This window comes from Roseinatronobacter sp., assembly GCF_051859525.1.
Lineage (GTDB): Bacteria > Pseudomonadota > Alphaproteobacteria > Rhodobacterales > Rhodobacteraceae > Roseinatronobacter.
Genome location: NZ_JBHYFM010000004.1, coordinates 139578 through 162370, shown reverse-complemented (window position 1 = coordinate 162370; position 22793 = coordinate 139578). Strand labels below are relative to the sequence as shown.

Annotated in this window: 19 protein-coding genes; 7 read left to right on the top strand and 12 right to left on the bottom strand. The window is 61.1% G+C overall.

Annotated elements, in window-relative coordinates; all coding sequences use genetic code 11:
- Positions 1-2: 2 nt before the first annotated feature.
- From holA to ACTIE1_RS06200, 4 genes are all read right to left on the bottom strand, one after another.
- Positions 3-1025 carry a DNA polymerase III subunit delta gene (gene holA / locus ACTIE1_RS06215; protein WP_439561306.1) on the bottom strand — a complete coding sequence of 341 codons (1023 nt, stop codon included), beginning with the start codon at positions 1023-1025 and terminating at the stop codon, positions 3-5.
- A complete protein-coding gene (gene lptE / locus ACTIE1_RS06210; RefSeq protein ID WP_439561307.1) occupies positions 1022-1507 on the bottom strand; it encodes an LPS assembly lipoprotein LptE in 486 nt (161 codons plus the stop codon). Before lptE ends, holA begins: the two co-directional genes overlap by 4 nt.
- Positions 1494-4073 (bottom strand): leucine--tRNA ligase, encoded by a 2580-nt coding sequence (gene leuS, locus ACTIE1_RS06205; RefSeq protein ID WP_439561308.1) that lies wholly within the window; start codon positions 4071-4073, stop codon positions 1494-1496. The genes lptE and leuS overlap by 14 nt, the downstream gene beginning before the upstream one ends.
- A 95-nt stretch (positions 4074-4168) precedes the next feature.
- Entirely contained in the window at positions 4169-4678 is a 510-nt protein-coding gene (locus tag ACTIE1_RS06200; protein WP_439561551.1) for a DUF3576 domain-containing protein, read from the bottom strand.
- Between the two features lie 219 nt (positions 4679-4897).
- Between ACTIE1_RS06200 and ACTIE1_RS06195 the strand changes: the two genes are divergently transcribed.
- The gene (locus ACTIE1_RS06195) at positions 4898-5329 is read left to right on the top strand and encodes a DUF1489 family protein (protein WP_439561309.1); all 432 of its coding nucleotides are present in this window, start codon (positions 4898-4900) and stop codon (positions 5327-5329) included.
- On the opposite strand, the gene ACTIE1_RS06190 is transcribed toward ACTIE1_RS06195, so the two are convergent.
- The 8 genes from ACTIE1_RS06190 to purC all read right to left on the bottom strand — a co-directional run bounded on the left by ACTIE1_RS06190 (position 5326) and on the right by purC (position 15916).
- Complete coding sequence (locus ACTIE1_RS06190) at positions 5326-6144, bottom strand: cytochrome c biogenesis CcdA family protein (RefSeq protein WP_439561310.1); 819 nt, start codon at positions 6142-6144, stop codon at positions 5326-5328. The two genes, ACTIE1_RS06195 and ACTIE1_RS06190, sit on opposite strands and share 4 nt — an antisense overlap.
- Positions 6145-6302: 158 nt before the next feature.
- Positions 6303-9164: an Rne/Rng family ribonuclease gene (locus ACTIE1_RS06185; protein ID WP_439561311.1), complete on the bottom strand. Its 2862-nt coding sequence runs from the start codon at positions 9162-9164 to the stop codon at positions 6303-6305.
- 601 nt (positions 9165-9765) lie between these two features.
- Entirely contained in the window at positions 9766-11103 is a 1338-nt protein-coding gene (locus ACTIE1_RS06180; protein ID WP_439561312.1) for a sigma-54-dependent transcriptional regulator, read from the bottom strand.
- A gap of 110 nt (positions 11104-11213) precedes the next feature.
- Positions 11214-12980 carry a sensor histidine kinase gene (locus ACTIE1_RS06175; RefSeq protein WP_439561313.1) on the bottom strand — a complete coding sequence of 589 codons (1767 nt, stop codon included), beginning with the start codon at positions 12978-12980 and terminating at the stop codon, positions 11214-11216.
- Positions 12981-13038: 58 nt separating this feature from the next.
- The gene (gene purQ / locus ACTIE1_RS06170; RefSeq protein WP_439561314.1) at positions 13039-13707 is read right to left on the bottom strand and encodes a phosphoribosylformylglycinamidine synthase subunit PurQ; all 669 of its coding nucleotides are present in this window, start codon (positions 13705-13707) and stop codon (positions 13039-13041) included.
- Positions 13708-13786: 79 nt separating this feature from the next.
- The gene (locus ACTIE1_RS06165) at positions 13787-14824 is read right to left on the bottom strand and encodes a zinc-dependent alcohol dehydrogenase family protein (protein ID WP_439561315.1); all 1038 of its coding nucleotides are present in this window, start codon (positions 14822-14824) and stop codon (positions 13787-13789) included.
- 75 nt (positions 14825-14899) lie between these two features.
- The gene (purS, locus tag ACTIE1_RS06160; RefSeq protein ID WP_439561316.1) at positions 14900-15139 is read right to left on the bottom strand and encodes a phosphoribosylformylglycinamidine synthase subunit PurS; all 240 of its coding nucleotides are present in this window, start codon (positions 15137-15139) and stop codon (positions 14900-14902) included.
- A gap of 15 nt (positions 15140-15154) precedes the next feature.
- Positions 15155-15916, bottom strand: coding sequence for a phosphoribosylaminoimidazolesuccinocarboxamide synthase (gene purC, locus ACTIE1_RS06155; RefSeq protein WP_439561317.1), 762 nt, complete (start codon positions 15914-15916; stop codon positions 15155-15157).
- Between the two features lie 186 nt (positions 15917-16102).
- On the opposite strand from purC, the gene ACTIE1_RS06150 reads away from it, so the two are divergent.
- The 6 genes from ACTIE1_RS06150 to ACTIE1_RS06125 all read left to right on the top strand — a co-directional run bounded on the left by ACTIE1_RS06150 (position 16103) and on the right by ACTIE1_RS06125 (position 22789).
- Positions 16103-16414, top strand: coding sequence for a DUF1476 domain-containing protein (locus ACTIE1_RS06150; protein ID WP_439561318.1), 312 nt, complete (start codon positions 16103-16105; stop codon positions 16412-16414).
- Positions 16415-16549: 135 nt separating this feature from the next.
- Positions 16550-17584, top strand: a complete 1035-nt coding sequence (bmt, locus tag ACTIE1_RS06145; RefSeq protein ID WP_439561319.1) for a betaine--homocysteine S-methyltransferase — start codon at positions 16550-16552, stop codon at positions 17582-17584.
- 152 nt (positions 17585-17736) lie between these two features.
- Positions 17737-18438 (top strand): corrinoid protein, encoded by a 702-nt coding sequence (locus ACTIE1_RS06140; protein WP_439561320.1) that lies wholly within the window; start codon positions 17737-17739, stop codon positions 18436-18438.
- A gap of 202 nt (positions 18439-18640) precedes the next feature.
- The gene (locus ACTIE1_RS06135; protein WP_439561321.1) at positions 18641-19312 is read left to right on the top strand and encodes an ABC transporter ATP-binding protein; all 672 of its coding nucleotides are present in this window, start codon (positions 18641-18643) and stop codon (positions 19310-19312) included.
- 20 nt (positions 19313-19332) lie between these two features.
- Positions 19333-21699, top strand: coding sequence for an FtsX-like permease family protein (locus ACTIE1_RS06130; RefSeq protein WP_439561322.1), 2367 nt, complete (start codon positions 19333-19335; stop codon positions 21697-21699).
- Entirely contained in the window at positions 21689-22789 is a 1101-nt protein-coding gene (locus ACTIE1_RS06125) for a lipocalin-like domain-containing protein (protein WP_439561323.1), read from the top strand. The genes ACTIE1_RS06130 and ACTIE1_RS06125 overlap by 11 nt, the downstream gene beginning before the upstream one ends.
- The last annotated feature ends 4 nt before the right edge of the window (positions 22790-22793 follow it).

Below are 22793 nucleotides of genomic sequence, written 5' to 3'. Positions count from 1 at the left end.
GATCAGCGCCGCACCAGCATTGCAAGCCGGATAAGCGTGCGTTCCATAACGGCCATGCTGGGCGCGTTTGAGGCCGAACGCAAGGTAAGATCGGCATCGATAATATCGCCAAGGGCGCGCTCCACCCGCGCCAGCCCCCATTTGGCCGCCTGCGACAGAATCCTGTCGCGGCGCGGTCCGAAAACCGGCGGGCGCATCCGTTGAATGCCCGCCGACGGACCGCCGGGATCACTGCACACGACATGCAATGTCCGGAAATGGCGCAATGTCATGATGGCCAGTGTCACAGGGGCCACACCTTGCGCTTGCAATCGCACCAATAGCGGCCCGATGTGATCGGCCTGCCCTTCGGCCGCGGCGTTCAGGACGTCATCCACGGCGGCCTCGGTGCTGGTGGGCGCAACCTCGGCAATATCAGCGGGCGTCAGGGCTGTGCTGTCGCCGAATTTATACAAGGCAATCTTTTCGATGGTCTGCCGGAAATCGCCGGGATCCAACGCACGCGCCAGCGCCTCCAGATCACGCATTGCGTCTGCGCCAACCTGTTGCAGCCCCGCCGATTTCAGCGCCGCCTCGATTTCGTCGCGCGATGGCGGGTCGTCATAGATTGCAGCGGCCCCTGCCGTGCGCGCCCCCTCGAACAACTTGCGCAACTTGGACGACGCCTTCAGGCCCCCCGCAGTGACAATGATCTGCGCATCGCCTGCGCGCCATTCTGACAAGGCCGACGCAATGGCATCTGTCGCAAGGTCAGTTGCATCCTCGACAAAGACAACCCTTGCGCCGGGAAAAAAGCCTTGCGCCTTGACCGCATCCAGCAATTGCGCGCCATCGCGGCGCAGTTCCGCGCCCTGCATGCGTTCCAGCCGCATTTCCGATTCGCCTTGCGGACCAATAATCGCGGCAACCAGTTCCTGACGCTTCATCGCCACGCGCATCGCGTCCTGCCCGAAGATCAGCACCCCCGCCAGCGCCGGATCGGGCTTGGCGATCAGTCGGCCCAGATCACGCGGGTTAAGTTTCATCCAGCCTGCGCAGCAATCAACCGCGTTGCCACCTCATCTGCCAGAATACGCATCAGCCGGCGCTCGGCATCCTCGCGGGCGCGCAGGCTGGCCAGCTGCGTCGATGTCGTCGAATAATTGGTGAAATTGCGCACACTGCCGGAACTGACCGTCGCACCGCTGGCGCGGTCTTTCAATTCATAGGTGACTGTTCCAATCACCGAAATCCGTGTTTCGCCCACGCCTGCAACGCGGGCGGACCCGCGTTGCGATGTGGAAATGCTGTAGCTTAAGTCGAAGCGCGGATTGGTCGGGCGGCCAAGGCGTTCTTCAAGCGCACCGACAAAACCGAATCCCAGCGAATCGGTGGGGTCTGCGGCGCGCACTTGTCCGCGCAGCGCCATCCCTGCACCGCCCGGCGCATAGGCGGGTGTAAACCCGCATGCGGCCAACGGCAGTGCTGCCAATATCCCCAGAACCCGTCTGCGTTCAAACAACGACATTCACAATCCGCCCCGGCACCACAATCAGCTTCTTGGGCGCACTGCCCGCCAAAGCCTTGATCACAGCATCATCTGCCAGCGCAAGTTTTTCAACCTCTTCCTTGCTGGCATCTGCGGAAACCGCAATCTCGCTGCGGCGTTTGCCATTGATCTGGATGGGCAGGATCACCGTGTCGCGCACCAGCATTGTGGGGTCCGCCTGCGGCCATGACGCTTGCGCAACCAGCCCCGCACCGCCCATGCGCGCCCAGATCTCCTCGGCCAGGTGGGGCACCATGGGGGCCATCAGTTGCGCCAGCGTGCGCATGGCCGTTTTCTGCGCGCCCCCGCTGGCCTGCGATTTTGTCAGCGTGTTGGTGAACGCATAGAGTTCGGCAATCGCCTTGTTGAAGGTGAAACTGTCGATGGATTTGGTGATGTCGGCAATGGCGCGGTGCATGGCGCGCATCAGGTCGGTGTCGGCGTCCGTGGGCGTGCCGTCCGGCATGGCGGCGATACGTTCGGACAGCATCCAGACGCGGTTCAGGTGCTTGAACGCGGCTTCCGCGCCCGCGCTTGTCCATTCCACGTCCCGTTCGGGCGGGCTGTCGGACATGACGAACCAACGCGCGGTATCGGCGCCAAACGCGCCGATAATGTTGACAGGGTCCACCACGTTTTTCTTGGATTTCGACATTTTTGCCGAAGGGATGATACGCACGGGCTGGCCTGTTGCCTTCAATTTACCATCTTCGACATCTTCGGGCAGGTGATATACCGCGCGGCCTTTGGCGTCCTGCGTGGTGTAAATCTCATGCGTGACCATCCCTTGTGTGAACAGCGCATTGAACGGCTCGGACGCGGTTTCGGGCAAATGGCCGGTTTTCACCATCGCGCGGGCGAAAAACCGCGAATACAGCAGGTGCAAAATCGCATGTTCGATCCCGCCAATATACTGGTCCACATTCATCCAATAGGCCGCATCTTCGGCATTGGTGGGTGTGTCGGCCTGAGGATTGGTGAAGCGCGCGTAATACCAGCTGGAATCGACAAACGTGTCCATTGTGTCGGTTTCGCGCTTGGCGGGCTTGCCACAATTCGGGCACGCGCAATCGCGCCATGTCGGGTGCCGGTCCAGCGGGTTGCCGGGGATGGAGAAATCAATGGGCGTGCCATCTTCATCATAGGGCAACGCGATAGGCAGGTTTTCCTTACGCTCGGGCACGACACCGCAAGCATCGCAATGCACAACCGGAATCGGGCAGCCCCAATAGCGCTGACGCGACAGGCCCCAGTCGCGCAGGCGGTATTTCGTGACACCATGCCCCACGCCTTGCGATTCGCAGAACGTGATCGCGGATTCAACCGCCTGTTCGCCTGTCTGCACCTCCTCGCCCGCGAACCCGCGGATATAGCGCACCTTGTCAGTCTTGGGCGGAACGAAGGCCACAGTATCAACCGGCGTGTCATCGTCCAGTGCGGCAAACACATCAGGATGCGGAAGCCCGTACTTATTCGCGAAATCAAGGTCGCGCTGGTCATGGGCGGGACAGCCGAAAATTGCGCCGGTGCCGTAATCCATCAAGATGAAATTGGCGATATAGACGGGCAGTTCCCAATCATTATCAAACGGGTGGCGCACGCGAATGCCAGTGTCGAACCCGCGCTTTTCGGCCTTTTCCAGCGCTTCCTCGGTGGTGCCGATCTTGCGGCATTCGGCGTTGAACGCGGCCACATCCGCGTCATGGCGTTCCAGATGTTTCGCCAGCGGGTGATCGGGCGATACGCCCACGAATGACGCACCCATCAGCGTATCTGGGCGGGTGGTATACACCTCGATCCGGTCAAACCCTTCGGGCGCATCAATGGTCGAGAACGCGAATTGCAGCCCGCGCGACTGGCCAATCCAGTTGCGCTGCATCAGGCGCACTTTCTCCGGCCAGTTCTCCAACCCGTCCAGCGCGCTCAGCAATTCCTCGGAATAGTCGGAAATCTTGAAAAACCACTGCGTCAATTCGCGGCGTTCCACTTCCGCGCCCGAACGCCAGCCCTTGCCGTCAATGACCTGTTCATTGGCCAGAACGGTCATGTCAACAGGGTCCCAGTTCACCACCGCATTCTTGCGGTAAACCAGCCCTTCATGCAGCATGTCGATGAACATGGCCTGTTGCTGGCCGTAGTAATCGGGGCGGCAGGTGGCAATTTCGCGCGACCAGTCAATCGACAGGCCCAAGGGCTTCATCTGGCCTTTCATCACCTCGATATTGGCTTCGGTCCAGTCGTTGGGGTGCCCGCCCTGTTCCATCGCGGCATTTTCCGCAGGCATGCCGAACGCGTCCCAGCCCATCGGGTGCAGCACTGAAAACCCTTGCGCGGACTTATAGCGCGCGACCACATCGCCCATGGTGTAATTGCGCACATGGCCCATATGAATGCGCCCTGACGGATAGGGGAACATTTCCAGCACATAATATTTCGGGCGCGCGGGGTCGCGGCGGGCCTTGAACACCTGGGCGTCATGCCATGCGTTCTGCCATTTGGGTTCAAGTGTCTGGGGCTGATACCGCGCATCTGGCTGGCTGGACATATTCGTTCTTTCCTGTGGCATTCGGGCAATGGAAAACGCCGGGCGCGACCGGCCCGGCGTGTTTAGCGCTGTGGTCGCACAAGGTCCAGCGGGTGTTAAAGCCCGCGATCCTGAATGCGAAGCTGGCGCGCGCGGGTCAGAATGGCATCTTCAACCGCGCGAATTGTCTCGCGGCTGGCAGGTCCGCTGCGCGTCATGATGGCCACATTCAGCGAACGTGCGTCAAGGGCGGGGTCATTCACCAGAATCGCAGCGCGATAGGCCTGCCCGCCGCCCGGTGGGGTGCCGAACCCTGTCACAATCACACCAGAGAAGGGGTCAACTGACTGGATCGGCAAGAAATCCAGTATCTCGAGCGAGGCATTCCACAAGTAGCGGTTCACCTCGACCGAGACATTCATGTCCTGACCACCGGAAAACAGGTCCCATACAGTGGATTGCCGTGTCGGCCCGCCGGACAGGCGATTTTCAGCATGGATGTCTGCAGCGACCTGCCGAGAGCGTTCGCCACCCTGAAACATGTTTCCAAGCCCGCCACCGCAGCCAGAAACCGCAAGCGCCAAGGCCAGAACTGCACTGCCGCGCAAAATACCTTTGAATACCATCGCAACTGTTCCCTGTCCGGTTTCGTGTATCTGTAGCCCGTAAGATCGCGTCAAACAAGGCCCCAGAAAGCACTCTTGGCCATGTCGGGCACCGGAACATGCCGGTTTTCCGGATAGAACGGCTTTTTTTATCCGCAGCGCTGCGATACCAAGCGCGTGGTGGACCTTGTTCGTGCGGGTAATCGCCCTAAGACAATGGACATATTCGGAAGGTGGGACATGACGGCGAAAGTGCATCTGATCAAACTTTGCGTCGGTGCAGAGACGGTCGAGGACCTTGTCCAATGGCAGGCCAGCGCACGCGCGAAGGGGGCTGACGGCCTGCCGCGCCATGTGACGCGCATGTGGCCCAAACGGGGCGACGAATTGCTGGCGGGCGGGTCGCTGTATTGGGTGTTCAAAGGGTCCGTTCTGGCCCGCCAGCGTGTTTTGCGACTGGATGAGGTGACGGGCGGGGACGGGATTATACGCTGCGCGATTGTTCTGGACCCCGAAATCATCCGAACAGCCGCCGCCCCGAAACGGCCATTTCAGGGCTGGCGCTACCTGAAACCACAAGATGCCCCGCCAGACCTTCCGAAAGCGCGCAAGGGCGATGACAGCTTGCCCCCCGAACTGGACGCGGCGCTGGCAGAATTGGGGCTGCGCTAACCCAGTCTGGACATGGCGGGGAATGTTTCCAGCAGCCACCATGAAAACGCCGAGAACGCGCCGGTCACCAGCGCAATTCCAACCAGCAGCAACAGCAGCCCCATAACCTTTTCGATCAGGGACATATGCCGCTTCAGCCGTGTCATTATCGCCATGGATCGCTGCACAAACACCGCAGCCAGCAGGAACGGCAGGCCCAGCCCCAACGCATAGACCCCCAGCATGGCGGTACCGCGTGCAACTGTGCTTTCGGTCGCGGCCAAGGACAGGATCGCCCCCAGAACAGGCCCAATACAGGGGGTCCAGCCAAACGCGAAGGCCAGCCCCAGAATATACGCCCCGAACGCGGACCCGCCACGGTCGCCGGCATCAAACCGCAGATCGCGCGACAGAACCGACATTGTCAGGAACGCAGGCGCCGTCATATTCGCACGTTCAAACCCCGAGGCCGCCATTTGGCCAACGGCCCTGTAGACGCCCAGAAAATGCAGGCCGAAGGCAATGACCACCACACCCGCGATCTGGCCAAACATTTCGGCATTTCGCAAAAACAAATGCCCCATGGTTGACGCCGTGAACCCAAGCAGAAGGAACACTGTCGACAGCCCCATGACAAAAAACAATGCGGGCAGAATGGCACGCCTGCGTGCCTGTCCGTCGCCGGTCATGTCCTGCATGGAAATGCCGCCCATATAGGCCAGATAGGGGGGCACAATCGGTAACACACAAGGCGACAGGAACGACAGCACCCCTGCCCCAAGCGCGATAAGCAGCGCGGGCATCATGGCAGCATCGAACAGGTCTATTCCAAACATGTGGCGCTTTGCTTCCAAATCAGTGCAAAACAGTTATTTGCGCTTACACCAAAGGTCAGCGTACTGCACGTCACATTCATGTGGCATGCGTCAACTTGGCACAGATGAACAGACGAAGGGGCACCTTGCGGGTGCCCCTTGCTTGGTCAGATGTCCTATCAGATTTTCAGCGACCACCAGCCCCTGCGTTTGGGCGCGGGTTTTGCCGGGGGTTCCTCCGGCGTAGCCTCTGGTTCGGCGGCCTCTGGTTCGGCGGGCGCTGGTTCGTTGACCGGCGATCCCGCAGCTTCCGCAGGCTGATCCGGCGCGGGCGCTTCGGGCACTGGCACCGGCTGGGTGGTTTCGTCCACGACAGCAGGCGCCACATCCTGAACCTGAGCTGCTTGTTCCGGCACAGCCGCAGTTTCCGCTTCGGGTGACGCTGCACTGACGGGCGTTTCACCTGCCCCGTCAGGCACCACATCCGCAGACACCGCATCCGCAGGCGCATCGGACCCTGCCGCAGGCGTTACATCGGCATCCTTGGGCGCCGGTTTGCGGCGTGTGCGCGGCTTTCTGGCGGGTTTGGCCTTCGGTGCGTCTGCATCCTCGGTTGGTGCAGCGTCCGGTTGCGTCCCGCCCGCTGGATCAGAAACAGGGTGTGTTTCAACCGCTGGCTCTGCCACTTTTTTCGCACGCGGCTTGCGTGTCCGCTTGGGCTTCGCAGGCGCTTCGTCTGCATCGGCGTCGCCAGCTTGTGCGGGCGTATCCGCCTTGTCAGCTGCCAAGGCCGGTTCCGAAACGACTTCGGGGGCAGGCGCATCTGCCGCTTCTGTCTGGTCACCATCATGCGCATCAACACTGTCTGCGCCATTGTCCTTGCCACCCCGCTTGCGCCGCCGCCTGCGGCGTTTCTTGCGGGGTTGGTCTGCCGCGTCATCTGCTTCCTCGGGCTGGACGGCGGCAACCTCTTCGGGCGTCTCGTCCTCCTCGGGGTCGGACATATGGCTGGCATTCAGCGACACGACCGCAGCATTGGGCTGCACCGAAACCCGCGTTGCGGTCTTCAGCTTCTCAAGGCTGAAGTCCGGGCTGACCATCAAGGGATCGGCTTCCAGACGGACGGCCATGCCATAACGCGCTTCGATCTGGGCAATATGTTCGCGCTTGAAGTTGAACAGGAAGTTCACGGCCCCAGCAGGGGCGCGCACCACAACCTCGCGCGATTTACCACGCGTGCCTTCTTCCTCGATCTGGCGCAGGATGGTCAGGCCCATGCTGTCATCGGACCGGATCAATCCGGTGCCGTGGCAATGCGGGCAAGGCTGGGTCGTGGCCTCCAGCATACCGGGGCGCAGGCGCTGGCGCGACATTTCCAACAAGCCAAAGCCGGAAATCCGGCCCACCTGAATGCGGGCGCGGTCCGATTTCAGCTTGTCTTTCAACATCTTCTCAACGGCGGCGTTATTCTTACGCTCTTCCATGTCGATGAAGTCGATGACGATCAGACCGGCAAGGTCACGCAAACGAAGCTGGCGCGCGATTTCGGCAGCGGCTTCAAGGTTCGTCTTGACGGCGGTATCTTCGATCGAGCCTTCGCGCGTTGCCCGACCGGAGTTGATATCGATCGCAACCAGCGCTTCGGTCACACCAATAACAATATACCCGCCCGATGGCAGCTGCACTGTGGGGTTGAACATGCCGCCAAGATAGCTTTCGACCTGATAGCGGGCGAATAGCGGCATTGTGTCATTATAGGGTTTCACGTTCTTGGCATGGGACGGCATGATCATTTTCATGAAGTCCTTGGCCACGCGGTAGCCTGCCTCCCCCTCGACCAGAACCTCGTCAATCTCGCGGTTATACAGGTCGCGGATGGACCGCTTGATCAGGTTGCCTTCCTCATAGATCGGGGTTGGCGCGATGGATTTCAGCGTCAGTTCGCGAATCTGTTCCCACAGGCGGAACAGGTATTCGTAATCGCGCTTGATCTCGGCCTTGGTGCGGTTCGCGCCTGCGGTACGGATAATCAGGCCCGCACCTTCGGGCACTTCGATTTCATTGGCGATTGCCTTCAGCTTCTGGCGGTCGGCGGCATTCGTGATCTTGCGGCTGATACCACCGCCACGCGCCGTGTTGGGCATAAGCACGCAATACCGGCCCGCAAGGGACAGGTATGTGGTCAGCGCCGCGCCCTTGTTGCCGCGTTCTTCCTTGACGACCTGCACCAGCATGATCTGGCGCACACGGATGACTTCCTGAATCTTGTAGCGGCGCGGGCGCGGCTTGCGGCGCACCTGCACTTCTTCGGACGGGTCACCACCTTCGGAAACCGCCTCGATCCGGTCATCGTTTTCGACCGCATGATCCGCTGCGCGATAGGCTTCTTCGGCACTGTCATCAGTGGCGGTGGCATTTGCCGCGCTTTCGCCTGTTGGGGCATCCGCGGGCGGTTCGTCCTGCACGTCTGCGGCCACTACATCAGCAGCGGGCGCTTCAGGTGCCGATGTGTCGGCAGCGTCCGGTGCAGATGCGCCAAACCCTTCGGCGATCAATGTATCCGCATCACGGTCATCGCCATCATCCAGAATGTCCATACCCGACACTTCGCGGGTTTCAACCGTGTCGGAACTGCTGACGCTTTCGGCCTTCGCGGCAGGCTTGCGCCGGTTGGATGAACGGCGCGGTTTCTTGGCCGGTTTGTCCGTTTTCTCGGCGCTGGGGGCGCGATCGTCATCTTCCTGCTCGCGCACGCTTGCGCGTTCTTCGGCCAGCAACGCCGCGCGATCCTCGGCAGGAATCTGGTAGTAATCCGGGTGGATTTCATTGAACGCAAGGAAACCGTGACGGTTGCCCCCGTAATCAACAAAGGCTGCCTGCAAAGAGGGCTCTACGCGCGTGACTTTTGCTAGATAGATATTCCCGGCGAGTTGACGACGACTTGCGGTTTCAAAATCGAATTCCTCGACCTTGTTGCCGTCCACCACCACAACGCGGGTTTCCTCCGCGTGGGTGGCATCGATAAGCATTTTCTGTGCCATATAAATCCATTGCACGCAGCACCTGGCGGGCTGTGCCTGACCTGTCTTCCTGCGGAAGCAGCAGACCCACGCACGCCATCTGGCGCGTGACTTGTCTGAGGGGGGGACAGGCGCGAAACTGTCACCGCCGCTGCGGACAAGGGAATTCCCCTTTCGCGGCAGCATGGTGGTTTGTGTTCGACGCCTGTCATCATGTTTCCTGAACACCGCAAACCTGCGATGCGAGTTAAGTTTGCCTGAACCGCTTTCCGGCAGAACAGACCATTGAAGCCTTGCGGCCTATCCATCTGCGGAGGAAAAAGAGGGGGCCAGTAAGGCGCGCCATTCATCCAACGCAGCGAAATTCGTTCGGACTATCGTTTTTTCGCACAATATCCTTACACGACGAGCATAAGGGCGAATGCGACAAAAAGACAATGGCGTTTTTCACTTTGCGCCGGTGTGCACTGCCCATATGGGCAAAAAATATGTCACAAAACCCGTTTTTAAGGCCAATTTGCCTGCAAACGCCCGACAAAAGCCAAATACAGACGGGGTATGACAGGTTCGTGCAATGCAATCGCACGCCCGTCAGGCAGGCTGCCGCCCCCCGCCTGCGGGCTCAGGACTGCACATAATCCGACCGCACCAGACTGTATTTTGCCATTTTTTCGTTCAATGTCCGGCGTGGCAGGCGCAATTCTTCCATCACGGCAGTGATCGACCCCTTGTGCCGGCGCATGGTGTTGTCGATCAGCATACGTTCAAACGCTTCCACATGTTCCTTCAGGGGCTTGCCTTCGGTTGTCATAACCTCGCTGGAGGCTTCGTTATCGGCCATGATCAACGACATCAGCGCGCCATCCTCGCGCCTGCTTTGCAGCACCGCGCGTTCGGCAATATTGACAAGCTGGCGCACATTGCCGGGCCAGGGCGCCTGCAGCAACTGCGCGGCTTCCGGCATACTGACCACGGGTGCGGCGCAGCCGTATTCATCCGCAAATTGCGCCAGATAGGTCTCGAACAGGGCCAGAATGTCCTCTCCGCGCATGCGCAGGGGCGGCAGCAGCAGTTTATGGGCCGCAAGGCGGAAATACAGATCAGGGCGCAAACCGTCCTCGATGGTCTGTCCGGCGGTGTGGCTGTTGCACACTGCCACGATGCGGGTATCGGGCGGTGTGCCCAGTTCATTCAGGAACCCGACCAGCCGCGCCTGCGTATCGGGCGACATGGCTTCGATATCTTCCAGAACCAGCGTTCCGCCGCGGGCTTCCTCGACGATGGGCTTGACTGCGCCATCCTCCAGCGGGCCGAACAGTCGGGCAACCAGATCGGCCTCGGCGTAGCCTGCGCAGCTGACGGAAACCAGCTTGCGCCCCGCGCGCGATCCCACTGCATGCAGCGCATGCGCCACCAGCGTTTTACCAGTGCCGGTTTCACCGTCGATCAGCACATGCCCGTCAGCCTGACCGACATCAAGAATATCCTCGCGCAAGCGCTGCATCACATCAGACGCGCCGACAAGACGCCGCATAATGGTGGTCCCGTCGGACAATTCATGCCGCAACGCACGACTTTCCAGCGCCATTGTGCGGGCCTTCACGGCCCTTTCGGCCAGCGCCATCATTTTTTCGGGGTCGAAAGGCTTCTCCAGAAAATCGAACGCCCCCAGACGCATCGCCTCAACGGCGATGGGCACGTCACCATGACCGGTGATCATGATGACAGGGATCGTGCTGTCCAGCGCCACCAGTTTTTTCAGCAATGTCATGCCGTCCATGCCGGGCATGCGGATGTCGGTGATAACGACACCGGGGAAATCCGCGCCAATCGCGGCAAACGCTTCCTGACCATCGCAATAGGTTTCGGTTTCAAACCCCGAAAGCGCCATCCACTGGCCGATGGACTGACGCATATCCTGTTCATCATCTACGATAGCAACACGCATGTGGCGGGTCATGATCCTGGTTCCTCTCGGGCGTGTGCCCATTTTATTTTTTCAATCCTGACGGTTGGCATGTGCCAACATGATGTCGGCGATCACCATATGATAGATACAACACAAACTGTTTATTCCGCCGCATCCTTCTGCGCCGCATGATATCTTGGAAACTCGACCTCGAATACGGCGCCGCCTTCGGGTGTGTTCATCGCGGTCAACCTGCCCCCGTGGTCCCCCACAATTCCCGATGAAATGGCAAGTCCCAGCCCGACCCCCTGTCCGGCGACTTTTGTTGTATAAAACGGCTCGAACAGGCTGTCGATATCGGCAATTCCATGGCCATTGTCGCGCACGGTCAGGTTCGTGGCCTCGCCCTGACTTATGATAATGTCGATTTGCGGCGCATTCACCCCGCGCGTTGCGTCCACAGCGTTGCGCACCAGATTCAGGATAACCTGTTCCACGCGCACCGAATCGCCCAGTATCATGACGGGTTCGGGCGGCACGGTGCGCACGACCAGAACACGGCAGTCGCGCAACATGGGTTCCATCATGGTCAGCGCATCGCCAAGGCAGGTGCGCAGGTCGATGGGGGCAAAAGCCTCTCCGCCTTTGCGGGCAAAGGATTTCAGCGTGCGGGCAATCGCGCCCATGCGGTCAATCAACCCGTCAATCCGCTGGAAGGACGCCAGCGCTTCTTCCGTGCGCTTGCGCTTCAGCAGCAGACGCGCGCCCGCAAGATATGTTTTCATGGCCGCCAGAGGTTGGTTCAATTCATGGCTGACGGATGCCGACATTTCCCCAAGGCTGGCCAGCTTGGCAGATTGCGCAAGGGTCTGTTCGGCCACCGCAAGGTCCTTCTGCACGCGCAGACGGGTGGCGATTTCGCGCTGCAAACGCGCGTTCAAGGCCCGCAAATCCTGCGACTCCCGCTGGAACAGGGCCGATTGCGACCATGCGCTGCGACTGACCAGATAGAATGTCAGCGCCAGCAACAACGCAAACCCTGTCAACACCAGTGCCAACGCTGCATTCACACGTTCGCGAACGGAGTCATAGCGGGTGAAACTGACCAGACGCCAGCCACGAAACGGCACGCGCACTTCGGATTGCAGCACCGCTTCGCCGCGCACAAATGTGTCGGGCGGGGTTTGAGCCCAATCCGCCGTGGCCCGAAGCGCGCGCGCAATCGCAGAAGGCGCATCGCGCAGCGCCAGCGCTTCTTCCAGCGAACGCCCCCGCCAACGCGGTTCTGTGGCCAGAATGATGCGCCCGCCGGAATCCAGCAGTGCAACCGCATCGGCAAAGCCCGCCCAGCTGCGTTCAAACTTCGACAGGTCCGCATCCACGACGACAACGCCCAGCACATCGCTGGCCACACGAATGCTGCGCGCAAAGGAGAACCCGAACCCCCCGCTGTCCAGTTCCTTGACCATGAACACAGTGTCCGATGTGCGGCGCGAATCGACGAACGCCTGATCGCCGCTGCGGTTCTTGCCCAGCTGGACGCGATCCGTTGCGCCAACCACCCGCCCGCTATTGTCCAGAAGCTCGATCGAGGCTGCGCCAATCTCGCCCTGCAAATCAATCAGGCGTTGCGATGTGGTCGCAAAATTCCCCTCGCGCAGGGCGACAATCAGTTCGGGGTCGCGCGCCAGAAGCAGCGGCACAACGGAGTTTCGCTGAAGTTCGGACTGTATGTTTCCCGAATAAAGAACCAGCCGCAACTCGGCCCGGTTGCGTGTCGCATCGGTGAACCGTTCCGACAGCCACGAGTTCATGAACCAGATCAGCCCGATGCCCACCACAATCAGGAACAGGATAACCACCCGCCCCCAAAGCGGGATGCCCAGAATACTGGCGCGTCTGTTATCAAGATCAGGTGGCACGGACATGCCGCACAGAATATGTCGAATGCCGCGCGTGCTCAAGCGTCACGCAAAACCGTCCCATTCAGGCTGGCGCGAAAGCGCCTATCAGACCCTGAAACATGGCGCGGCCATCCGTGCCGCCATGCACAGCACTGAACGCGCGTTCAGGATGTGGCATCATGCCCAATACGCGGCGGTTTTCCGACAGAATGCCCGCAATATCCGCCGCTGATCCGTTGGGGTTCTCGACATAGCGGAATGCCACCCGCCCGTCCCCTTGCAACCGCGCAAGGGTTTCGGCATCAGCCGTGTAATTCCCGTCATGATGCGCAATCGGCACCGTGATCTGCGCACCCGCGCCATAGCCTGCGGTAAACGCGCTGTCAGTGGTTTCGACCCGAAGTGCCACGGGCTTGCATATGTATTTCAGATTGGCATTGCGCAGCAGCGCACCGGGCAACAACCCCATTTCGACAAGCACCTGAAACCCGTTGCAAATGCCCAGAACATGCCCGCCGCCCGCCGCGAAACCGGTGATCGCGCGCGCAATGGGGGACCGCGCGGCAATCGCACCGCAACGCAGATAATCCCCGAAGCTGAACCCGCCGGGAATACCCACAATATCCGTTCCCGCAGGCAATTCGGTGTCCTTGTGCCATACGCGCGTCACGTCTGCGCCGACCCCCTCAAAGGCCATGGCAAGGTCACGGTCGCAATTCGATCCGGGGAAAGTGATGACAGCAGCTTTCATCGCGCGCGGCTCCGTCCATATCTGGGTTTGTGCGCGCTTTAGCGCGAATACAGACCATGCGCAAAGGGAAACACCCCTTTCAGGCTGCAAAATCCGAAATCACCGCCACACCGGGGGCCATTGGCCCGTCAAACAGCGCCAGTTCCGCGCCAGCCTGTGACAAGGGCACCTGCCGCGCGATCATCGGCATGAAATCGACCAGTCCCGCGTCAATCATACCCAGAAGCGACGGATATTTATGCGCTGGCATGCCGCGCGTGCCATAGACCGCGAGGTTCTTTTGATAAACCGCGCTCATGTCGATCTCCATGCGGGCCGTATGGCCCACGGGCATGCCCACCTGTACATGCCGCCCCAAGGGCCGCAGGCATTGCAGCGATGCGTTGGTCGTTTGTGCAATACCCAGCGCCTCGACCGAGACATGCGCGCCGCCGCCGGTTATATCGCGGATGGCCTGCGCCACATCTCCGCTGCGCGCATCAATGGCCGCATCCGCGCCCAGCGCGCGGGCGTGGTCCAGCTTGTCAGGCACGATATCCACCGCCACCACGCGCGCGCCCAGCGCATGGCCCAATATCAGCGTGGCCAGCCCGATCCCGCCTGTGCCATGCACGGCCAGCCATTCACCGGGGCGCAACGCGGCACGGTCGGTCAGCGCATGAAAGGCCGTTGTCACGCGGCACCCCAGTCCAGCGGCCAGAACCGGCGACATGTCATCCGGCAGGCGCGCAAGGTTATGGGCATGGGGCACGCCCACATATTCGGCAAAGGCACCGGGTTCGATAAACCCCGGCAAACGCTGGTCGGGGCAGGTATTGGACACACCCGACCGGCAGGCAGGACATGTCCCGCACGCAAGGATAAAGGGCGCGATCACCTTGTCACCAATGGCCCAGCCGCTGCGCGGACCCGCTGCCACCACTTCGCCGCAATATTCATGGCCCGGTATCTGGCCGGGCTTCACGCGGGGGTGTTCGCCCACCCATCCATGCCAGTCCGACCGGCAGATCCCGCAGGCAAGCGTGCGCAGCACGACACCGTCTTCCTCGCAGACGGGGTCTGCGACGGATTCGATACTAAGATCCTTGCGATATTCCCTTAAGACTGCCGCGCGCATAATCCCCTCCCCGTCAATGCAGGATACAATGCTGCCCGCAAAGCGCAGGGGCGTCAATCACCCTTGCGGCCGGAGTCAGGCCTGCTCGATGTGGTAGCTTTCGATCACGGGGTTGGCGAGCAGCTTGTCACACATGGCCTGTGCCTGTGCACGGGCCTTGTCGGCATCGGTTTCGGCCAGATCAAGTTCGATCATCTTGCCCTGACGCACACCATTGACCCCGTCGAAGCCCAGCGCGCCCAGCGCGTGGCGCACGGCTTCGCCTTGAGGGTCCAGAACGCCAGATTTCAGGGTGACGAATACACGCAGTTTCATGGGCGTCCGGGCCTTTCAGTTCATCAGTTTGGGTTTGTTGAAGGGCGTGGGCGATTTGGGCATGACACCCAGCCGCCGCGCAACTTCGGAATACGCATCAGTCAGGCTGCCCAGATCGCGGCGGAACACATCCTTGTCCAGCTTCTGGCCGGTTTTCATGTCCCACAGGCGGCAGCTGTCAGGGCTGATTTCATCAGCAACAATCAGGCGCTGCATTTCACCGTCGAACTGGCGGCCGATCTCGATCTTGAAATCCACCAGCTTGATTCCCACCGCCAGCATGATGCCCGACATGAAATCATTCACCCGCACGGCCAGCGACACCATGTCGTCAAGATCCTGATGGCTGGCCCAGTTGAAGGCCAGTATCTGGTCCTCGGTCACCAGCGGATCGCCCAGCGCATCATCCTTGAAATAGAATTCGATGATGGGGCGCGGCAGCGGCGTGCCCTCTTCTATGCCCAGACGTTTGGAAATCGATCCGGCTGCGACATTGCGCACCACGACTTCCAGCGGAATGATCTCCACAGCGCGGATAAGCTGTTCGCGCATATTGATACGTTTGATAAAATGGGTCGGAACACCAATCTGGTTCAGGCCGGACATGAAGAATTCCGACAACATGTTGTTCAACACGCCCTTGCCTTCGATCACGTCACGCTTTTCGGCGTTGAATGCGGTGGCGTCATCCTTGAAGTATTGAACCAGTGTCCCCGGCTCCGGCCCTTCATACAGAACCTTGGCTTTGCCTTCATAGACTTTGGTGCGGCGGGCCATGGTAATCTCCGATCATGGGGTAAGGATAAGGGCTGCAGCTTTGGCTTGCCTATATCCCAGCGGTGCTGGCGCTGCAAGCGGCGGTGTTTGCGCCCGCAAGCGGTGATTTCACCTTGCAGTGCAGGCCACCAGCCTCCATATAATTTGCGAACGCTTTTGATCACGCAATCCGACATGAGGGCCGCAATGACATCCTTGAACGACCGCGAACGCGCATTTGAAAACAAATTTGCCCATGATCAGGAAATGGTTTTCAAGGCCGTTGCCCGCCGCAACAAGAAACTTGGTCTGTGGGCCGCAGGGCTGCTGGGCAAGACAGGTGCCGATGCAGAAGCCTATGCGATGGACGTCATCCGCGCCGATTTCGAGGAAGCGGGCCATGAAGATGTTGTGCGCAAGGTCACGGCCGATCTTGCCGGCAAGGCGGATGAGGCCACGATTCGCGGCATGATGGCCACAATGCTGACCGAGGCGAAGGCAGAGCTTGCCGAAGGCTAAGACCACACCAACATGAATTTCACGCATGTTTTTCATGCGGAATATGAATTTGCCGCTTGTTTTCGCATGTGGCATATCCCCCAAAGCGGGAGTGCGGAAACGCCTCCCGCTTCTCGCAATCCGGAGATGCGCTTGATGACCGACGCCTTAACCAAAATGCTGTCTGAACGGGACTGGATCCTGACAGATGGCGCGACAGGGACCAACCTGTTCAACATGGGCCTTGCGTCCGGTGATGCGCCGGAATTGTGGAATGCGGATGAACAAGACAAGATACGCACATTATATCGCAATGCGGTCAATGCGGGGTCCGACCTGTTTCTGACCAACACATTCGGCGGCAATGCCAGCCGCCTGAAACTGCATAATGCGCAAAACCGTGTGCGCGAACTGAACCGGCTTGGGGCAGCACTGGGGCGCGATGTCGCCGATGCTGCGGGCCGTGCGGTTGTGGTTGCAGGCTCTGTCGGGCCTACGGGTGACATTATGGAACCCATTGGCGCACTGACCCACGAGTTGGCCGTTGAAATGTTCCATGAACAGGCCGAGGGGCTGAAAGAAGGCGGCGCGGACGTGTTATGGGTGGAAACCATTTCCGCGCCCGAAGAATACAAGGCCGCTGCCGAAGCCGCTGCACTTGCGGGCATGCCATGGTGTGGCACCATGAGTTTTGACACCGCAGGCCGCACCATGATGGGCGTGACATCGGCGGCAATGGTGCAGATGGTCGGCAAGCTGAAATCACCCCCGCTGGCTTTTGGGGCGAATTGCGGTGTTGGCGCGTCCGACCTGCTGCGCACGGTTCTGGGTTTTGCCGATGCCGATGCCCCCCTGCCACTGATCGCGAAGGGCAATGCCGGCATTCCAAAATACCATGACGGGCACATCCATTATGACGGCACGCCTGAATTGATGGCAGATTACGCCGTGCTTGCACGCGCTTGCGGGGCACGAATTATTGGCGGGTGCTGCGGCACCATGCCCGAACACCTGCGCGCCATGCGCCATGCGCTGGAAACCCGCGATCCCGGACCACGCCCCACGCTGGAACAGATCACGGCGGCACTGGGCGGGTTTTCATCGGCGCTGGACGGCACAGAGGCCGTGGGCAGCGCACCAGAGCCGCGCCGCGGGCGTGGGGGCGGGCGCAGACGCCGTGACGGGTCATAGAACTGCCGGAAATCACCAGATTGCGACCACTCGGGTCGCCACCAATCGGGCGTATGTCGCAAATGGAATAGTCGCCTGCGGCATTCTGTCAGAAAGCAAATGCAATAGTGGTCCAACACGCCGGAAGCCGCGTGTCCTAAGGGGTAAAGCCTATGTCTGAAGAAGACGATATCATCCTTGCCGACCTGTCTGACGACGAACTTGTCGAGCAGATGATGGATGACCTTTACGATGGCCTGAAAGAGGAAATCGAGGAAAGCGTCAATATCCTGCTGGAACGCGGCTGGACCCCCTATGACATTCTGACCAAGGCGCTGGTGGCGGGCATGACGATTGTGGGCCATGACTTCCGCGATGGCATCTTGTTCGTGCCTGAAGTGCTGCTGGCCGCAAATGCGATGAAAGCGGGCATGTTCATCCTGAAACCGCTGCTGGTGGAAACAGGTGCACCGCGCATGGGCAAAATGGTCATCGGCACCGTCAAGGGCGACATTCACGACATCGGCAAGAACCTTGTCGCCATGATGATGGAAGGTGCCGGGTTCGAGGTTATCGATCTGGGCATAAACAACGCGGTCGAAAGCTACATGGACGCGCTGGAGAAAGAGCAGCCTGATATTCTGGGCATGTCCGCGCTGCTGACAACGACCATGCCCTATATGAAGGTCGTGATCGACACGCTGGTCGCACAAGGCAAACGTGACGACTATATCGTGCTGGTGGGCGGCGCGCCCCTGAACGAGGAATTCGGTCGCGCCATCGGGGCGGATGCCTATTGCCGCGATGCGGCTGTCGCGGTGGAAACAGCCAAGGATTTCGTGGCGCGCAAACACAACCAGATGGCGGCGCACTGATCACCGAAATTGCGCAGCAATACGCACATAATTGGCCGGACGGGGCAGCCCTGTCCGGCCTTTTTGTGATGCCATGGCACAATCGCCCCCTGATCACCTTGAGTTCGGCCCCCAAGGCGCTAGGCTTCGGATCGCGCATGCCGATCCGGCACGCTGGCAGATTGCGCCAGCGCATCTACATGTTTTGCGGGACGTTCCGACCATGACCTCTGCTTTGATCCTTGAAAACCTGTGCAAAAGTTTTGGCAGCGGCGCGGATGCGGTGCAGGTGCTGGACCATGTGGCGCTGGACCTGCCGCAGGGCCAGTCACTTGCGCTTACGGGCGACTCCGGCAGTGGGAAATCCACCTTGTTGCATATCTGCGCGGGGCTGGAACCGTTTGACCGTGGCAAGGTGGTCCTGGCGGGTCACGACATCACGCAAAACGATGATGCGGCGGGCGCTGCCCTGCGGCGTGACACAATCGGGCTGGTGTTCCAGCAGTTCAACCTGATCCCGTCCCTGACGGTTGCGGCCAATCTTGCGTTTCAGGCACGGCTGGCGGGACGGCATGACCCCGATTTCACGACCGAACTGGCCCGGCGTCTGGGGATTGCGCAGCTGATGTCGCGCTATCCCGAACAACTGTCGGGCGGACAACAGCAACGTGTGGCCATCGGGCGCTGCCTTGCGGCGCGGCCCCGTCTGGTGCTGGCAGATGAACCGACCGGCAATCTGGACGAAGCCACAGGCGATGCCGTGCTGGACCTGATGATGGAACTGGCCGCACAGGCGGGCACGGCGTTGTTGCTGGTCACGCATTCCACCCGTCTGGCACAACGCTGCGATTCGCGCGTGCATTTGCGGGCAGGCAAATTGCAGGTGCCCGCGTGACCCGCACGGCGTTACATGCAATGTTGTCCCATTGGGCGCGTAGCCCGTTTCAACTGGCCATGCTGCTTGTCGGGCTGGCGCTGGCAACCGCGCTTTGGTCAGGGGTTCAGGCCCTGAACACCGAGGCCCGAACCGCCTATGCAACCGCTGAAAACCTGCTTGCGGGGGGCAATGCGGCGCGGCTGGCCGCGCCCGCAGGCCAGATACCCGAAAGCGCGTTTGCACGCCTGCGCCGCGCGGGCTGGGATGTGTCGCCAGTGGTGGAAGGGCGCGTGGCCATGGGCGACACACGCGTCACCGTGCTGGGGATCGAGCCGCTGACCGCGCCCCAAGGTAGCACCAGTGCGGAACTGGCCGCGCCTGACCTGACAGGGTTTCTGGCGGGGCTTGGGTTCGCGCACCCCCAGACGCTGGACGATATCCGCAACCCCGAACTGGACCTGCGCCCCAGCCAAGCCATTCCTGTGGGCACGGTTCTGGTGGATATTGCGCAAGCGCAGGCCCTGCTGAACAACGCGGGCTTCATTACATACCTGACACTGGCCCCTTCGCAGCGCGACGGGCTGACACCGCTGGCCACGCTGGTGCCTGACCTGCGCCTGACACCGGCTGGCGATGGGGCCGATCTTGCGGGGCTGACAGACAGTTTTCACCTGAACCTGACCGCCTTCGGGCTTCTGGCCTTCGCAGTGGGGCTGTTCATCGTGCATTCAGCGGTCGGACTCGCATTCGAGCAACGCCGCACAATGTTTCGCACGCTGCGTGCCCTTGGTGTGCCGCTGCGCCATCTGGCAGTGTTACTGGCCACAGAACTTGCACTTTTCGCGGTGCTGGCGGGGGTTGCGGGGCTGGCGCTGGGGTATGTGATGGCCGCAAGCCTGCTGCCCGATGTCGCGGCCACGTTGCGCGGCCTGTATGGTGCCCCCGTGCCCGGTGCGCTGCAATTCAACCCTGCATGGGCTTTCGCGGGGATGGCCATGACACTGGCGGGCACAGCGCTGGCGGGCGCGCAGGCCCTGTGGCGGCTGTGGCGCTTGCCGGTTCTGGCGCCCGCACAACCGCGCGCATGGGCACATGCCGGAATGCGCAGCCTGCGCGTGCAGGGCGGGGTCGCGATGGGGCTGGCGGTTGTGGCCATCGTGCTGGCACAAACGGGCGGCGGGTTGGTGACAGGGTTTGCCCTGCTGGCGGCGGCATTGCTGGCGGCGGCGCTGGCCATGCCGCTGGTGCTGGCAGGCGCGCTGGCATTGGGCCAAAGGCTTGCGCGCGGGCCGGTGGCGCAATGGTTCTGGGCCGACAGCCGCCAGAACCTGCCGCGCCTGTCACTGGCATTGATGGCGCTGTTGCTGGCACTGGCCACCAATATCGGCGTGGGCACCATGGTGTCGTCATTCCGCGCCACATTCATCGGATGGCTGGACCTGCGCCTTGTCGCCGAAGTGACCGTCACCCCCCGCACCCCGTCCGAGGCCCGCGCCCTGCAGGAGTTCCTGCAAGACCACGCAGACGCCATTCTGCCCACGCAACGCCTTGACGCCCCCCTTGCCGGACAACCGGGGCAGATTTACGCCATGAAGGACCACGCCACATTCCGCGACACCTGGCCGCTTCTGGAGGCGGTGCCACAGGTCTGGGACCGGCTGGCCGCTGGCGAAGGGGTGCTGATCAACGAACAACTGTTCCGCCGCGCGGGTTTGCCCGCTGGCAGCGGCATGCTGGATTTGCCCGAACTGGGCGCTGTGCCTGTTCTTGGCGTCTATCCCGATTACGGCAACCCGCTGGCGCAGGCGATCATCGGGCAGGATCGGTTCAGGGACATCTGGCCGGACACGCCGATCACGCAATTCGCGCTGCGCAGTGAAACCCCGCAGGCATTGATCGCGGTGCTTCAGGACGAATTCGGCCTGCCAAGTGGCCAGATCACGGATCAGGCACAGGCCAAGGCGCTGTCCATGTCCATATTCGAACGCACCTTCATGATAACCGGCGCGTTGAATGTGCTGACATTATCAATCGCCGGCATGGCGCTGTTTGCAGCACTTGTCACGCTGTCAGGAATGCGGGTTGTGCAGCTTGCGCCCCTTTGGGCACTGGGGCTGACCACAGGCAGGCTTGCCGCGCTGGAACTGGCGCGCGCGCTGGTTCTGGCGGGCCTGACGCTTGTTTTCGCGCTGCCGGTGGGGTTGATGCTGGCGCAGGTGCTGCTGGCGGTTATCAATGTGCAGGCTTTTGGCTGGCGCCTGCCGTTGCAGTTTTTCCCTGCCGATTGGGGGCGTCTGGCGCTGTGGGCGGGGTTGGCAGTGCTGGCGGCGGCGCTGCTGCCCGCCTATCGGCTATGGCGCCATGGGCCGAACCGGTTATTGCGGGTATTCGCACATGAGAAGTAGGCATTACAGCAACAAGGGGCTGCATTATCCTGCCCCTATCCTTGGGCCGATTACGGCGCTGCTGCTGATCGTCACAGCGACGCAAGGCGGCGCACAGGGCTTTGCAGGGCTTGGGACAACGGCAGACGGGTTTGCCGTGCCCGAACGCGGGCGCGCGCTGGAGTTTCCGCAAGATCATGGCGCGCATCCGGATTACCGCATTGAATGGTGGTATCTGACCGCGACACTGACGGGCGATGACGGGCAGGATTACGGGGTGCAATGGACGCTGTTCCGGTCCGCCTTGCAACCCGGGGACAAGGTGGGCTTTTCCTCGCCCCAGATATGGATGGGGCATGCGGGCCTGACCACGCCGGACAGCCATTTTGCCGCCGAGACATTCGCGCGCGGCGGCACAGGGCAGGCAGGTGTCACGCCGGACCCGTTCACCGCCTTTATTGACGACTGGCACATGACCAGCCGTGCTGACGCGAATGCCGACCCTTATGACCGGCTGGACGTGCACGCCACAGGGCAGGTTTTCGCGTTCGACCTGACGGCGCAGGCCACGGGGCCATTGGTGTTTCACGGCGATCAGGGCTATTCGGTCAAGTCCTTTGACGGTCAGGCAAGTTATTATTACTCGCAGCCGTTCTATGACATCAGTGGCACGCTGCACCTGCCGGACGGGCCGGTTTCTGTATCCGGTCAGGGCTGGCTGGACCGTGAATGGTCAAGCCAGCCCCTGTCAGACGATCAGGAAGGCTGGGACTGGTTCTCACTCGGCTTCGATGACGGGCACCGGATGATGGGGTTCCAGTTGCGGGGCGCACAGGTTTTCACTGCGGGCACATGGATAACGCCGGACGGGACCGCAACGCCCTTGCCCCCGGATGCGCTGCAATTCACCCCCCTTGGCACCGAACAGGTTGCCGGGCGCGATGTGCCGGTGCGCTGGCAGGTGGACTGGCCCGAAGGTGGCGTATCGGTCACCACCACGCCCCTGAACCCGCAGGCATGGATGGACCTGTCCGTCAGCTACTGGGAAGGGCCGCTGCGCTTCAGTGGCAGCCATGAGGGGCGCGGCTATCTGGAAATGACAGGGTATTGACGCG

Bases quoted from the DNA above. Each gene is read 5' to 3' on its own strand.
- holA (WP_439561306.1), bottom strand. From the start codon at position 1,025: ATGAAACTTAACCCGCGTGATCTGGGCCGACTGATCGCCAAGCCCGAT.
- lptE (WP_439561307.1), bottom strand. From the start codon at position 1,507: ATGTCGTTGTTTGAACGCAGACGGGTTCTGGGGATATTGGCAGCACTG.
- leuS (WP_439561308.1), bottom strand. From the start codon at position 4,073: ATGTCCAGCCAGCCAGATGCGCGGTATCAGCCCCAGACACTTGAACCC.
- ACTIE1_RS06200 (WP_439561551.1), bottom strand. From the start codon at position 4,678: ATGGTATTCAAAGGTATTTTGCGCGGCAGTGCAGTTCTGGCCTTGGCG.
- ACTIE1_RS06195 (WP_439561309.1), top strand. From the start codon at position 4,898: ATGACGGCGAAAGTGCATCTGATCAAACTTTGCGTCGGTGCAGAGACG.
- ACTIE1_RS06190 (WP_439561310.1), bottom strand. From the start codon at position 6,144: ATGTTTGGAATAGACCTGTTCGATGCTGCCATGATGCCCGCGCTGCTT.
- ACTIE1_RS06185 (WP_439561311.1), bottom strand. From the start codon at position 9,164: ATGGCACAGAAAATGCTTATCGATGCCACCCACGCGGAGGAAACCCGC.
- ACTIE1_RS06180 (WP_439561312.1), bottom strand. From the start codon at position 11,103: ATGACCCGCCACATGCGTGTTGCTATCGTAGATGATGAACAGGATATG.
- ACTIE1_RS06175 (WP_439561313.1), bottom strand. From the start codon at position 12,980: ATGTCCGTGCCACCTGATCTTGATAACAGACGCGCCAGTATTCTGGGC.
- purQ (WP_439561314.1), bottom strand. From the start codon at position 13,707: ATGAAAGCTGCTGTCATCACTTTCCCCGGATCGAATTGCGACCGTGAC.
- ACTIE1_RS06165 (WP_439561315.1), bottom strand. From the start codon at position 14,824: ATGCGCGCGGCAGTCTTAAGGGAATATCGCAAGGATCTTAGTATCGAA.
- purS (WP_439561316.1), bottom strand. From the start codon at position 15,139: ATGAAACTGCGTGTATTCGTCACCCTGAAATCTGGCGTTCTGGACCCT.
- purC (WP_439561317.1), bottom strand. From the start codon at position 15,916: ATGGCCCGCCGCACCAAAGTCTATGAAGGCAAAGCCAAGGTTCTGTAT.
- ACTIE1_RS06150 (WP_439561318.1), top strand. From the start codon at position 16,103: ATGACATCCTTGAACGACCGCGAACGCGCATTTGAAAACAAATTTGCC.
- bmt (WP_439561319.1), top strand. From the start codon at position 16,550: ATGACCGACGCCTTAACCAAAATGCTGTCTGAACGGGACTGGATCCTG.
- ACTIE1_RS06140 (WP_439561320.1), top strand. From the start codon at position 17,737: ATGTCTGAAGAAGACGATATCATCCTTGCCGACCTGTCTGACGACGAA.
- ACTIE1_RS06135 (WP_439561321.1), top strand. From the start codon at position 18,641: ATGACCTCTGCTTTGATCCTTGAAAACCTGTGCAAAAGTTTTGGCAGC.
- ACTIE1_RS06130 (WP_439561322.1), top strand. From the start codon at position 19,333: ATGTTGTCCCATTGGGCGCGTAGCCCGTTTCAACTGGCCATGCTGCTT.
- ACTIE1_RS06125 (WP_439561323.1), top strand. From the start codon at position 21,689: ATGAGAAGTAGGCATTACAGCAACAAGGGGCTGCATTATCCTGCCCCT.